This is a genomic window from Vibrio sp. THAF64 (assembly GCF_009363455.1).
In the GTDB taxonomy this organism is placed as follows: Bacteria; Pseudomonadota; Gammaproteobacteria; order Enterobacterales; family Vibrionaceae; genus Vibrio; species Vibrio coralliilyticus.
This window is the reverse complement of the sequence record NZ_CP045355.1, coordinates 1157280-1170363: the sequence shown is the minus strand read 5'-3', so window position 1 is coordinate 1170363 and position 13084 is coordinate 1157280. Positions and strand designations below refer to the sequence as shown.

Sequence of the window (13084 nt, the reverse complement as noted above, 5' to 3'; positions counted from 1 at the left end):
GTCGCTCAAGGGTATTGAACAGATAAACAAGTAAGGCCATGTAAAAACCCTACCTGCCCTGCTCGGGACAGATAGGGTGTATCTTGTCGTTATTGTCTACCCAGTAGTTCAAGAACGTTATCTAGCTTTTCTTTGCCTCCGATACTTGAGTAAAACTTAGGCCAGACAGATTTAGTGACTTTATCAATCCACTCTTTCTCACCGTCAGCTGGGTCTGTAAACACCATGCCTTTGTCTTCAAGGTCTTTACGAATTTTGCTTTCTGTTTCCTGTAGGTAAGCAAAGCTGTGTTCCGTTGCTTCTTTACCTGCATCAAGAATGATTTTCTGCATTTCAGGAGATTGTTGCTGGAAGATACTTTCACTGATGATCAGTGGTTCAAGCGAGAAGATGTAACGAATGTTGGTGACGTACTTCTGCACTTCGTTAAACTTCATCGCATAGACAGTGATGTATGGGTTGTCTTGACCATCAACCACGCCTTGTTGCAGACCAGTAAATGTCTCAGACCACGCCATCGGAGTTGGGTTTACGCCCCAAGCCTGATAAGAGGCAATCATAATTTCGTTACGAGGGACACGAATCACCAAGCCTTTTAGGTCAGCCGGAGACGCAACCGGTTTTTTCGAGTTTGTCAGCACACGGAAGCCTGAATAGGCCCAGCCCACAACACGCACACCAGCATCACGGATGGTGTTTTCCACCAGCTCCTGACCGACAGGACCTTGCGTCAATAGCACAGCTTCTTCAGCACTTTGAATCACGTAAGGCATAGTTAGAAGGCCAACCGTTGGAGAGAAAGGTGTGACGTTATTGATCGCCAAAACAGAGAAGTCCAACAGCCCAATGGCCGCGTCGTTGACGGTATCTTGCTCGTTACCTAGCTGACCATTCGGAAACAGGTCGATTTTGACCTTGCCATCCGTTTTTTGCTCCATCAACTCTGTAAACTTAGTGCCGAGTTCCCATTGAGTGCCACCGGCGGCATCGCCGATTGCCATCTTGAAAGTTTGTGCAGCCGCTGAGTGTGACAATACTGTCATCGCTACAATTGTCATGCCTGCTACAATTTTATTCTTTATAAGTTTCATAGTCTTAACCTTTTCATATCGCGCAGATTCCCTACCTACGCTTTGCTCACAAGGTGACCTGGTACAACTTTCCTGGTCGTTTGTATTTCCCTAATCTGGAACGTTTAACTGGTTACAGCACCTCATCTTTTAGCTGATACCATTGATAGAGGAACCGCTGCCCAACTCGTCGAAATGGTGCAAATAACTCCGATTCCACCACTTCCCTCACGTTCGGGAATGGAAGTTTTGATTCAAATATTGGAAGGTCGAGTGTATGGCCTTCACCTGCTATCCACTGTGCTAAGCGCTTACCAGCCTGCGCCGAATACATCACGCCATTTCCGCCATAGCCCAACGCATAGAAAATGGACTCGCTCGGGTTTGGCTGATAAATCCGCGGCATCATGTCGTGGCTGACGTCTACCCAGCCCCACCACGAGTAATCGACCTGAATCTGATCCAGTGCGGGGAATTTACGCGCCAGATCTGCTCTTAGCATGTCTTCGTACTTTTTCTGCGGAGCGTCACGGCCCGTGATAGCACTTCGTGTACCAATCTGTACTCGGTTGTCTGGCAATAAACGGTAGTAGTGACGCAATACGCGTGTATCGGTGATCACCTGATTGGTTTTAAAATTGCACGCTGCTATTTCATCTGCAGTCAGTGGACGCGTCACCATGGAGTTAGATAGCACCGGCAACAGACGGTTTTTGAGAGAAGAATGCAGACCCTGACTGGTGTAGCCACCCGTACACACACCGACCGACTGCGCTTTCACCACTCCGCCAGGTGTCTTGAGATAATGCACACCACCTCGGGTTTCCCACCCTGTGACTGGACTGGCGGGGTGCACTTTAACTCCAAGTGCTCGCGCCTTTTTCAAGTAACCAAACGCCAACTTGCCCGCATGAATACCGATGCCTTCAGGCTCATGCATCGCCCCCGCCGCTTCCTGATCACCAACGTACTCTCGTTTTACAGTGTCGGCATCTAAGATCTGCGCATCATAGTTGAAGGTCTCACGAAGCAATTTGGCTTCCTTCTCCAACGTCGGCATGATCTTGGCGCGGTGAGCAATGTAGAAGTGGCCACCCGGCTGAGGATCACAATCAATGTCTTTGATCAGAGACTTAAAGGTGTTCATTCCATCCACACACTCTTGGTGCATTTTTAGAGCAGTATCAACACCCCAGCGTTGAATCCATTGTGAACGCTTCAGTCTTCCGGAGGCGCATTGCGCTTGCCCGCCGTTTCGGGTGCTACACCCCCAACTTAAACGGTTGGCTTCAATCACTGTCGCTTTAATGCCGTACATTTCAGCTAAGTGAATCGCGGTGCTTAAGCCGGTAAATCCGGAGCCAATGATGGCGACATCAACATCCATATCGGATGTGATCGGGCCGTCGTCTTCTGGCGGTGCGCCTGCCGTATCAACCCAGTAAGTCGGCGCGTATTCCTTACCCTGTCCCGGGTTTTTGTCTTTAAGCGGATCGTACTTGGGATCGTACTTATCTTTTGCTTGTGTCGTTTTTACCTGAGGCTCTTCAGCATCAAAGGCTGGCTGGTCCATGACTAAACTCATAATTCGACTCTCCTGGTCATAACACGTGAATAACGATTTCTTAGCGCGTTTATTTATTAGGAGTCTGTGCCGGTCGAGTTTTTCTGAACGCATTCTTCACTTGGATCTTGCCACCTTTAAGTGTGAAGACATCGACCATACGAGCTTCAGTCACACTGCCATCTGGATTGGTGGCAGAGAACGTTGATTCTGTAATGGCTTGGTCACCACAGACGAAGTGAACCGGATCACTCCAAGCTGCATCAGGGAAGTTTTTGAAGACCGCTGCAAAGCTGTCACGAACCGCTTCCTTTCCTTCAATAGTGGTGCCAAACAATCCTTCGCCAGCAACCGTGTGGAATACGCAATCATCAGTCATGAACGTCATCAAGGCTTCAACATCGTGATTGTTCCACGCATCGCTAAATGATTGTAAGAAAGCACTATCGACTTGGTTTTCTTGTACTAATGTCGCTGCAGTAGTTTGCATATTCATATTCCAAGGTCCTTTTATGTTTACGTTATTGGTTTAATATCAGCAGATGATCTGCCATTTATAATTAGAGCAATAAGACTAGTTAACATTTTGTTAACAAGGTCCCTCACTTTATCTTTGAGTTTTATTTAATTCAAACGTTGAGTTCACAGATTACAGTTTTATGACTATTTAATTATTCAATTAAAAATAAAATATAGATTTATTTAATAAAGCTATCAATTTGAATTATTAAATAATAATGACACTGTATGCTCAATCAAAATCAAAGTCTTGATGATAAACTCTTCCGTATTGTTCAAGAACACGTTGTTCATTTTTATTATCATGTTCTGATGAAATATCTCCTTTATTTTTATTACTCATGATTTCTGCATCATTTAAGTGAGTATGCACATCTGTATTTTCTTTTTCAGATTGATACGAAATACCCATAGCTATCAATTCCTCTATAAGTTTCTTTTTCACTGAAGGTAATATATGAATCAATGTCAATCGATTTGCATATTCCTTTTCCGCATACAAGGATTCAAAGTATTCTGTCGCGCTGCGTTTCAGAGGGTGGATGGAATACCACTTCTCTCGGTCTCGCTCATACGTATCACAGCTTGCAGCATTAAATATCTTTGTGCTTTTCAGAGAGTATGGGCAATCAACAAATCTAACATGCTGATTATCATTAGCTTTAAGTACCGTCATACTCTGAACATTGTCACTGTGGCAGACAGACCACAGCGCTTTACTGGCATTCTCAGTCCATTCTAATAGCTTGGTTGGAAAGCCTTGTAGCCTCGCCATACACATCAATAGCCAGTCATTAATCTCACGCTTATCCTGACAATGGAAGCCATAAACTCTAATGGCTGATAACGTCTCTTGCTCTAGGTCATATATATTTCTAGCACGAACACAACCAAGTTTAGGAACTAATATTGAGTTATTATTTTCATGTGCATGATATAAAGTTGGACCGCTATTATTACCAATGGTTTCTATTATATTGAAAAAGTCTTTAATCGAACTTATGTAGTGTTTATCATCCATAATTACATCCTTATAGTACTAATAATCACAAATACTAAGAAACCATTCGTTGACCATAAATCACAGTCAACATATATCCCGCTATAAAAATAGCATTAAGCAGTAATAACAGTATTGGTTTCCATCCGAGAGAAAAAAGCTTTTCAAATGAGGTTTTTACCCCTAAAGCTGCAATTGAAATCACCAGACACCATTTAGAAAGTTCAGACATACCTTCTGCCAATGGCGCAGAAACCCAACCAAAACTGTTAATCGTAATTAATCCAATAAACACAATCAGAAAGAACGGCATTATTGGTGTTGATATATGCGAATCTGAATTGCCGTTATGACTTTTTACCCTGAAAGTTAATGCAATGAGTAAAATCACTGGCATTAGCATGGCGACTCTGAACATCTTCGCTAGCGTCGATGCATCGCCGATTTCTGTCGATAACATGAATCCGGCGCCAACTACCTGCGCCACATCGTGAATCGAACCACCGAGGAACATCCCCGCTTCACTCGCTGTTAAGCCAAGTGAATTAACAATCAGTGGATACAACACCATGGCAATTGTTGAGAATGCGGCGACGCCAATCGCTGTCATCAGGGTGTATTGCTCATTCTCCTTGCTTTGAGGGATGGTGGATGAAATGGCCATGGCCGCTGAAATGCCACAGATTCCCGTTGCGCCCCCAGCAAGTAGGCCAAACGTTCCCGATACGTTAAGCAGTCTTGCCAATATAAGGCTAAATGAAATGGTCAGTACGACTGCGCCAGCCAGAATCCCTACCCCTTCCAGCCCAATCGCACTGACATCGCTGAAAGCAATACGCACGCCCAGCAATGCCACACCAATCCGCACCAGTTTCTTTGCCGCAAACTCGATACCTGCACCGCACTTTTCGTGATCGGATAAAAAGTGCAATGAGATACCCAGCAACAATGCATAAAGAAACTTAGGGCCTCCATAATGATCAGAGACAAAGGTTGCTGCCGCTGCAATCACGACACTTAGCAGCAATCCCGGTGCGATGCCTGTCGCCTCAAAGTAGAGACTACGCGGCATTTTCATTGTTTTAGAAATCATTACATCCACCATCTTACTCAATCCCTGAGTCCGGCCACTTTCTGACCGGACAGCCAGCCCGCGACTTATACGTAGTCTTTGTATTTGTCGAGGAAGCGAACAGGTTTAGACAGTGCATCTCGGCGGAACGGGTCACCCAATTCCTGAGTACACATGATTTCAATGATGGTGGTTTTGCCTTCGTTCATTTGCATGTCGATGGCTTTTTGCAGAGTTGGGCCAACATCTTCTAGTTTGTCGACGGTAATCCCTTCAGCCCCCATTGCGCGTGCGATTTCTGCGAAGCTCTGGTTATCCAGCTCACCAGCAACAAAGCGGCGATTGTAGAAGTCGACCTGGTTCTTCTTCTCTGCGCCCCATTGACGGTTATGGAATACCACCGCAGTCACTGGAATGTTGTGACGAACACACGTCATGGTTTCCATCAGGCTCATCCCCCATGCACCATCACCTGCGTAAGAAACCGCCGGACGATGTGGCGCTGCAACCTTAGCACCAATAATGGTTGGGAAAGCGTAACCACAGTTACCAAAGCTCATTGCTGCAAAGAAGCTGCGCGGTTTTTCAAAGCGAAGATAGCTGTTCGCCACTGAGTTGATGTTACCGATGTCGGTAGACACCATGACATCTTCTGGCATCGCTTTTTCAAGTTCACGCAGTACCTGACGTGGGTGTAGGTACTCACCACCAGAGAACGGTGTTTCATTAGCATTTTCTTCAATCATGTCTAGGCTGAACGGGTCACGTTCATGCGTCCACTCGTCGAGCTCTTTTTCCCACAATGCTTTTTCTGTCGCGACTTTATCCAAGCGTACTGCTTTGTTTTCATCACATGCCAGAGCACGTCCTTCAAGCCTTGTCGCTAATGCCACCGCTGATGCTTTCGCATCACCACAGATACCAACAGAGATTTTCTTAACCAGACCCAACATTTTATTATCAGCATCAATCTGGATGATTTTGGCGTCTTTCGGCCAGTAATCCATACCGTGCTGTGGCAACGTACCAAATGGACCAAGACGAGTTCCGAGCGCAATCACCACGTCGGCCTGAGAAATCAGCTTCATTGCCGCTTTAGAACCTTGATAGCCTAGTGGACCACACCAAAGAGGATGGCTGGCTGGGAATGAGTCGTTATGCAGGTAGCTGTTAACCACTGGAGCGCCTAAACGTTCTGCAAGGGCCGCACACTCTTCAATCGCATCGGCCATGACCACACCACCACCTGAAATGATGACAGGGAATTTCGCTTCTGCGATCAGCTCTGCCGCTTCATTCAGGGATTGTTCACCACCTGGGCCTCTGTCCAGACGAGCCGGTTTTGGAATCTCAGTCTGAATTTCACCATAGAAGTAATCACGAGGAATGTTGAGCTGGGTTGGGCCCATTTCACTCATTGCTCGGTCAAAACAGCGACCTGTGTACTCCGCCATACGATCTGGATGGGTCACATGGCCCTGATACTTAGTAAACTCCTGAAACATTGGCAGCTGGTTACACTCTTGGAAACCACCAAGACCCATAGTCTTTGTGCCCGTTTCTGGTGTGACAATCACAACTGGGCTGTGTGCCCAATAAGCCGCTGCAATCGCAGTAACACAGTTACTGATGCCCGGACCATTTTGTCCAATAACAACACCATGTCGTCCAGAAACTCGTGAGTAACCGTCAGCCATGTGAGCAGCGCCTTGCTCGTGCACTACCGGAATCAATCGAATGCCTGCAGGAGCGAATATATCCATCGCATCCATGAATGCTGATCCCATGATGCCGAACATATCTGTTACGTCATTGGCAACCATGGTCTCAACGAATGCTTCTGATGGTGTCATTGTCGCATTGCCGGAAACAACCGTGCGTTTTTCTTGCTCACTCATTCTTCCCTTCTCCTTGAATTGACATAAATTTCACTTTTCGGAATGAATTGTCTCTTTTTTTGATTCAAATTCACCTTAGTTGGGGATTTTTTCGCCGTCAAATTTTTTCATCAAATTGGAACAATTCATTCTAATTAATAAAACTAGATCACATTATTGACAGTTTTTTGTACAGAAAGTGTCGTTAAGTCATTCAGACCTGCTCATAATCGAGCACAGATTTGTTCAAGCTAGTAGATCGTCACTGAACATATGGGGATCAGCGCTGTATTAAGAGGGAAGGAAAATGGATCAGGCACTCATGGCACCAAACAAGCAGGTTAGCGTTCGCGAAACCTTTGGCATCGACAGTGATTTGGAGGTGTTGGCATTTGAACAAAAAGGAGAATATGTTCCTAAGATAGACCCTAACTATTGCTTTGATCCTGAGGTCACACTGGCGATTTTAGCTGGGTTCACTTCAAACCGACGCACCTTGATCCAAGGCATGCACGGTACGGGCAAGTCTTCGCACATCGAACAAGTCGCAGCGAGACTCAACTGGCCTTGTCTGCGAATCAATTTGGATGGCCACCTGAGCCGACTCGACTTAATTGGCAAAGACAGCATAGTGCTCAAAGATGGTTTGCAGGTCACTGAATTTAAAGAAGGTATTCTTCCTCAGAGCATACAACAGCCAATCGCATTAGTACTGGATGAATACGATGCTGGCAGGCCAGATGTGATGTTTGTTATCCAGCAATTGCTGGAACAAGATGGCAAATACACGTCTCTCGAACAGAATCGTGTGATCACCCCGCATCCGTTTTTTCGCCTGTTTGCGACATGCAATACTCTCGGTTTGGGTAACTTTTCTGGGCTGTACAGCGGGACTCAGGTCCTCAACCACAGTCAGTTGGACCGCTGGAATATCATCGCAACTCTCAACTATTTGGATGCCCAGCATGAAGCCGCAATCGTCTTGTCGAAGATCCCCCAGCTCAACACGGAAAACGGACGCCAACTGGTCAATAAGATGATTGCCACCGCAGGGCTTACCCGAAATGGCTTTGCCGCCGGTGACCTTTCCACCGTGATGTCTCCAAGAACCGTTCTGACTTGGGCGGAAAACATTCAGATTTTCAACAGCGTCGCTACCGCTTTCAGGCTGTCTTTCGTCAATCGTTGTGAAGATGAAGAGCAAGAACTGGTCGCTGAGTATTACTACCGCTGCTTTGGGGAGGCTCTGCTCTCTGACAAATGCGCGATCACATCTCAGGAGCCCATCAGCCATGGCTAGTGTTTCCTCTCAGCAGAAAAAGATCCTCGACCTGAGTGTTTCTGTCGCCCGTGCAATCAGTGGCGAAGACACATTAAGCTACCGAGGTGACCGTCTGTACAAAGGCAATCGCCCGTTTTATTTTCTGTCTGCCCACACCAATGACCTGACTTTCTTGACTCGTCACGAACTGACAAAAAGTAAACAGGCTACGCAGGGAAAAATGGACTCAGCCGCACTGAGACTGCTTTTATCCGACTCACATATGCACCAAGCACGGCGACCAGAACATGACATTGAAAGGCTGCTTTTCGACTTCTGCGAACAAGTACGGGTAGAGTCATTAATCCCAGAGCATTTCAAGGGTGTTCAACGGAGCACTCGCTTTAACTTCGCTTATTGGAGTGAGCAATATCATCAAAATGGTTTTACTGAATCTCGCCTCGGTATTCTGCTGTTTACCCTGATGCAGGTGATCTATTCAAGATTAACTGGCGTTGCGGTTACTGAACCGATTGCCGAGTCGATTGAAGCGACGCGTGCCGGAATCGTGCCGTTAATCGGGCATTCGCTCAAGTCATTAAAACAAAATAGGCATCAGCAAGCCGAGTTTTCGACTTACGCTCTGCAACTTGCCCAGTGTGTTTCCGAACTCATTGAAAGCGAAGAAAAAGAGTCCGAGAACCAAAGCACACCTATCGTCGAAGAAGACATCAAAATCCTCGCGCAAATTGCCCTTATCGTCGACGGAGATATAGAAGAGACTGACATTCCAGCCGATGAAACCGGCCAGAGTAAAGTGTTTGAATTGGCCGATGCGCAGTACCAGGTTTATACACGTGAATTTGATCAAGTTCGCCAAGCGACGTCCCTTGTCCGCCATGCTCTGCTCGATGAACTAAGACAGAAACTAACCGATGATATGATGGCGCGTTCGATCAATACCCGACGTCTGGCGGCGATATTAGCCAGCAGTGTGCTAATGCCAGAGCAAAATTGTCATCGGGATCAGTTAGAAGAAGGCACCGTTGACGCCGCCGCCATTACACGGGTGGTGACATCGCCCCATGATCGCCACATCTTCTTTCAAACTGACATCGGCGCCTCTTCCAACGTTGCCATTTCCTTCCTGATCGACTGCTCAGGTTCAATGCAAAAACACGCCCATAAGCTCAGCATGTTAATGGATACCTTTCTTAAATCTGTCGGGCTGGCCGACATCCCATGTGAAATTCTCGGATTCACCACCGGAAACTGGAATGGCGGCCGAGCTTACCGGCAATGGCTGAAGCAAGGGCAACCCCAGCACCCAGGGCGTTTAAATGAAGTACGCCATATAGTTTTCAAAGACTTTCATACCCACTGGCGCCGTGCAAGACGGGGAATCGCCAGCCTTCGTAAAGCCGACATTTTCAAAGAAGGGATAGATGGTGAAGCTATTCTGTTTGCAAGCCAACGGCTCACTCAACAAGGCGCACAACGTAAGATTCTGATCGTTTTTTCTGATGGGTGCCCGATGGATACCGCGACCTCAACGGCTAACGATTCGTTTTATCTCGACAACCACCTTAAGCAAGTCATCGAGCAAGCAACGAATAGCACCCAGATTGACATCTATGGCGTTGGAATGGGGGTCGATCTCAGCCCTTATTATCAGCGCAACATCATTATTGATCATCAGGAAAACTGCTTGTTTACCATCTGTCGTCACCTGTTCACTATGCTAAAACGGTGAACAGGGCGTTGTTAAGGTTGTACTGAAAGAAGAGAGGCGATGATCAGGTAGCTGCCTATCATCAACAGTACTGAAAATACCAACTTCCTCAGCTGTTGATTAGATAAAGGGGGTGGGAAACGCCGCGCGATGATGGTCACTCCTGTTACCAAAGGAATAGCTACTGCTGATAGCAGCAATATGCTCGATTCCAGACTGCCATCAAGATAGACATAAGCGGTGCGAGAAGCCGAAGTACACGCAAAAACCATCAATAAAGTGCTACGCACTAGCTCAATGGAAAACGGCTGTTTATAGAGGTGGTAGACAATCGGCGGCCCAGCCATGCCAAACAGGCCACCAGCCAGACCAGAGCCAAACCCTGAGAACAAAAAAGAAGTCGAAGTAGAACGGTTTTCAAGCGTTTTGGGCTTAAACATGAAGTTCAGCCCGGCACCGAGAATCATGATCCCCAGCATCCCTCGCATGATATTGGTCGCCGACTCGCTCAGCTCATCGAGCAAATACACACCCGCCATGACCCCGGGCACGATACCCACGACCAATACCAGCATGATTTTCAATTCCCCCTTTAGTGGCTTACCAACAAGTGCTACCAGACAGTTAAACAGGGTAACAATGCTGACCACAGCGGCGATAACAGGTAAAGAGACCAAATTCAGACTGACCGTCAGGCCAATCACTATGATTCCTAATCCAAAGCCCGTTACCGTTTGAAAGTAAGTACCAATGGCAATGGTCGTGAGTATGGCCAGTAAAGCGGGTATTTCCATTCAATCTCCTAATTCACGCTGCTGGTGAGCGCGGGGTCAACCGGGTCCGGTTGCGTGTTATTCTCTTCTTGTGCCTGCACTACTGTCACAGCAATGACATTCACGATGTCGTCGGCGGTACAGCCGCGAGACAGATCGTTCGCCGGTTGATTCAAACCTTGCAAAAGCGGGCCAATCGCAACGGCACCGCCGAGCCTTTCTGCCAATTTATATCCAATATTGCCAGCTTCCAGATTAGGGAAAATCAGCACATTAGATTGTCCTTTTACTTGAGAGTCTGGCAGCTTCTTGGCGGCAATTTCCGTCACGATGGCTGCATCAAGCTGAACATCCTGATCGACTGCAATATCTGGGCATCGCTGTTTCACCAGTTGGGCGGCATGGCGAACTTTGTCGACGGATTCGTGCTTGGCACTGCCGTTGGTTGAAAAGGACAACATTGCGACTTTAGGTTCTTCCATCAAAAGGTTACGAGCACTTTGAGACGCGGCCACAGCGATAGAGGCCAACTCGCTTTCATTAGGATCGATCACTAAACCACAGTCACTGAAGATCAATCCCCCTTTAAGGTTATGGAACGGTTCACACAGCATCATCAAGAAAAAACTCGACACCAATTCACTGTCTGGCGCTGGGCCAATGATCTGTAACGCTGCTCTCACCACATCTGAAGTTGTGTATTGCGCTCCATTGACCGTGCCATCACTTAAGCCTTCACGAACCATCAGGTTGGCGAAGATCAGCGGGTCTTGCACTTGTTGCAGTGCTTGGTCGTAAGACAATCCTTTCGCCTTTCTCAATAAGTAATAACGTTCAGCCAGCACCTCTTTAAGTGGTGAAGTGTCAGGAGAGACAATATGCACCCCAGCAAGACTGACTTGATGCAACTTGGCGGCATCACGAATCACTTGTTTGTCACCAACTAAAGTGATGTGGGCAACTTTCCTGTCCACTGCCATTCGAGCCGCAGCGAGTACACGCGGGTCTTGCGCCTCACTCAGTATGATCCGCTTACGATTCTGTTGAGCTTTGTTGATGATCCTTTTTATCGCTTTCATTTAACAAACTCCATTTAGTGAGACATATTGTTCCATATATTTATTTCATGTTAATGACGAGACAACAAAAGATCAATTTTTATTCAGAAAATGGATATATTATTATTAGGACTGTACAATCTTAGACTTGGATGTATCGCAAGGATGAATAAAAGTATGACAAAAGAAGCACCTCAAATTCAGGGGGATACGCCAACACTCCGACTTTTTGCATTGTTGGAGGTGATCGCTCAGAAAGACGAGTTCATTTCACTGCAAGGCTTAGTGGAAGAGACCGGACTGCCAAAACCGACGCTACACCGTATGCTTCAGCAGCTCGAATCAGCAGGTATTATTCAGAAAGATGGTGATGAAAAGCATTACAGCTCAGGCATTCGCCTAAGAAAGTTGGCTGAGAATTTGTTGCTCAATAGCACCATGCACAGTGCACGCCGCACCATTCTCGAAAACCTTAGAGCGGAAGTCGGTGAAAGTTGTAACCTGACCGCTCTGTCCAGTGGCGAGATCATCTATCTCGACCGTGCTGAAACCGAAGCGCCATTGCGTTTCCATCTCCACCCCGGCTCACGAGTCCCCGTGCATTGCTCCGCGACAGGAAAACTGTTCCTTGCTCACATGTCCAAGTCTCAGCGCCGCCGCTTGATAGAAAGCGTCCCGCTAACCCAATATACGGTCAACACCATCACCAATTTTGATGAGCTGGAGAGAAACATCGACGATGCAAAAATCCACGGCTTTGCCATAGATGATGAAGAGTTTTTACCCGGTTTAGTCTGTATCGCCGTATTGGTTCCGTCACCAAATGGACAATCTAATCTCGGTTTAGCTATTCAAGCCCCCGTGATTCGAGTCAAACCGGATGAGGCCATCAAGTTCCTCCCTGCCCTGCAGAAAGCCGCTAAAGCACTTGCAAAAATTGAAGCTGAGAATTGGGGCGGATAGTATTTTTGCAGTCAGACAGACAGCTTCAGATCAAGCTGGTCGCAGCTTTTCTCGCCAGAGATATGTACGACCAGCTCTATACCTTCATGCTACCAAAATAATAATCTTCCCTCAGCTTGATTCCAACAGCGCTACCCCTTCAATCCACTATGTCCGAATAGAGCATTAACTATTGAGTCTTAAGTAGAAATGACA

General features: G+C 46.8%; 11 protein-coding genes. 3 read left to right on the top strand and 8 right to left on the bottom strand.

Annotation, left to right across the window (positions count from 1 at the left end):
* Nucleotides 1-89: 89 nt before the first annotated feature.
* The 6 genes from FIU99_RS05355 to xsc all read right to left on the bottom strand — a co-directional run bounded on the left by FIU99_RS05355 (nucleotide 90) and on the right by xsc (nucleotide 7123).
* Nucleotides 90-1091 carry a TRAP transporter substrate-binding protein gene (locus FIU99_RS05355; RefSeq protein WP_006959184.1) on the bottom strand — a complete coding sequence of 334 codons (1002 nt, stop codon included), beginning with the start codon at nucleotides 1089-1091 and terminating at the stop codon, nucleotides 90-92.
* Nucleotides 1092-1203: 112 nt separating this feature from the next.
* Nucleotides 1204-2655 carry an FAD-binding oxidoreductase gene (locus FIU99_RS05350; protein WP_006959187.1) on the bottom strand — a complete coding sequence of 484 codons (1452 nt, stop codon included), beginning with the start codon at nucleotides 2653-2655 and terminating at the stop codon, nucleotides 1204-1206.
* A 49-nt stretch (nucleotides 2656-2704) separates the two neighbouring features.
* Nucleotides 2705-3130 (bottom strand): nuclear transport factor 2 family protein, encoded by a 426-nt coding sequence (locus FIU99_RS05345; RefSeq protein WP_006959189.1) that lies wholly within the window; start codon nucleotides 3128-3130, stop codon nucleotides 2705-2707.
* Between the two features lie 255 nt (nucleotides 3131-3385).
* Complete coding sequence (locus FIU99_RS05340; protein WP_152472085.1) at nucleotides 3386-4174, bottom strand: FRG domain-containing protein; 789 nt, start codon at nucleotides 4172-4174, stop codon at nucleotides 3386-3388.
* 34 nt (nucleotides 4175-4208) lie between these two features.
* A complete protein-coding gene (locus tag FIU99_RS05335; protein ID WP_031342876.1) occupies nucleotides 4209-5246 on the bottom strand; it encodes a YeiH family protein in 1038 nt (345 codons plus the stop codon).
* Nucleotides 5247-5311: 65 nt separating this feature from the next.
* Nucleotides 5312-7123 (bottom strand): sulfoacetaldehyde acetyltransferase, encoded by a 1812-nt coding sequence (gene xsc, locus FIU99_RS05330; RefSeq protein ID WP_006959195.1) that lies wholly within the window; start codon nucleotides 7121-7123, stop codon nucleotides 5312-5314.
* Between the two features lie 286 nt (nucleotides 7124-7409).
* Between xsc and FIU99_RS05325 the strand changes: the two genes are divergently transcribed.
* Nucleotides 7410-8402, top strand: a complete 993-nt coding sequence (locus tag FIU99_RS05325) for a MoxR family ATPase (RefSeq protein WP_152472084.1) — start codon at nucleotides 7410-7412, stop codon at nucleotides 8400-8402.
* The gene (locus FIU99_RS05320) at nucleotides 8395-10116 is read left to right on the top strand and encodes a cobalamin biosynthesis protein CobT (RefSeq protein ID WP_152472083.1); all 1722 of its coding nucleotides are present in this window, start codon (nucleotides 8395-8397) and stop codon (nucleotides 10114-10116) included. The genes FIU99_RS05325 and FIU99_RS05320 overlap by 8 nt, the downstream gene beginning before the upstream one ends.
* A gap of 11 nt (nucleotides 10117-10127) precedes the next feature.
* Here FIU99_RS05320 and FIU99_RS05315 read toward each other — a convergent pair whose 3' ends face one another.
* Both FIU99_RS05315 and pta read right to left on the bottom strand, forming a co-directional pair.
* The gene (locus FIU99_RS05315) at nucleotides 10128-10889 is read right to left on the bottom strand and encodes a sulfite exporter TauE/SafE family protein (RefSeq protein ID WP_152472082.1); all 762 of its coding nucleotides are present in this window, start codon (nucleotides 10887-10889) and stop codon (nucleotides 10128-10130) included.
* An 8-nt stretch (nucleotides 10890-10897) separates the two neighbouring features.
* Nucleotides 10898-11947 carry a phosphate acetyltransferase gene (gene pta, locus FIU99_RS05310; protein WP_095560623.1) on the bottom strand — a complete coding sequence of 350 codons (1050 nt, stop codon included), beginning with the start codon at nucleotides 11945-11947 and terminating at the stop codon, nucleotides 10898-10900.
* A gap of 156 nt (nucleotides 11948-12103) precedes the next feature.
* Here pta and FIU99_RS05305 point away from each other — a divergent pair, with 156 nt between their 5' ends.
* Entirely contained in the window at nucleotides 12104-12889 is a 786-nt protein-coding gene (locus FIU99_RS05305) for an IclR family transcriptional regulator (RefSeq protein ID WP_006959205.1), read from the top strand.
* Nucleotides 12890-13084: the final 195 nt, after the last annotated feature.

Coding starts and splice junctions, on each gene's coding strand:
- FIU99_RS05320 (WP_152472083.1), top strand. CDS start 8,395: ATGGCTAGTGTTTCCTCTCAGCAGAAAAAGATCCTCGACCTGAGTGTT.
- FIU99_RS05335 (WP_031342876.1), bottom strand. CDS start 5,246: ATGATTTCTAAAACAATGAAAATGCCGCGTAGTCTCTACTTTGAGGCG.
- pta (WP_095560623.1), bottom strand. CDS start 11,947: ATGAAAGCGATAAAAAGGATCATCAACAAAGCTCAACAGAATCGTAAG.
- FIU99_RS05345 (WP_006959189.1), bottom strand. CDS start 3,130: ATGAATATGCAAACTACTGCAGCGACATTAGTACAAGAAAACCAAGTC.
- FIU99_RS05355 (WP_006959184.1), bottom strand. CDS start 1,091: ATGAAACTTATAAAGAATAAAATTGTAGCAGGCATGACAATTGTAGCG.
- FIU99_RS05340 (WP_152472085.1), bottom strand. CDS start 4,174: ATGGATGATAAACACTACATAAGTTCGATTAAAGACTTTTTCAATATA.
- FIU99_RS05305 (WP_006959205.1), top strand. CDS start 12,104: ATGACAAAAGAAGCACCTCAAATTCAGGGGGATACGCCAACACTCCGA.
- FIU99_RS05350 (WP_006959187.1), bottom strand. CDS start 2,655: ATGAGTTTAGTCATGGACCAGCCAGCCTTTGATGCTGAAGAGCCTCAG.
- xsc (WP_006959195.1), bottom strand. CDS start 7,123: ATGAGTGAGCAAGAAAAACGCACGGTTGTTTCCGGCAATGCGACAATG.
- FIU99_RS05315 (WP_152472082.1), bottom strand. CDS start 10,889: ATGGAAATACCCGCTTTACTGGCCATACTCACGACCATTGCCATTGGT.
- FIU99_RS05325 (WP_152472084.1), top strand. CDS start 7,410: ATGGATCAGGCACTCATGGCACCAAACAAGCAGGTTAGCGTTCGCGAA.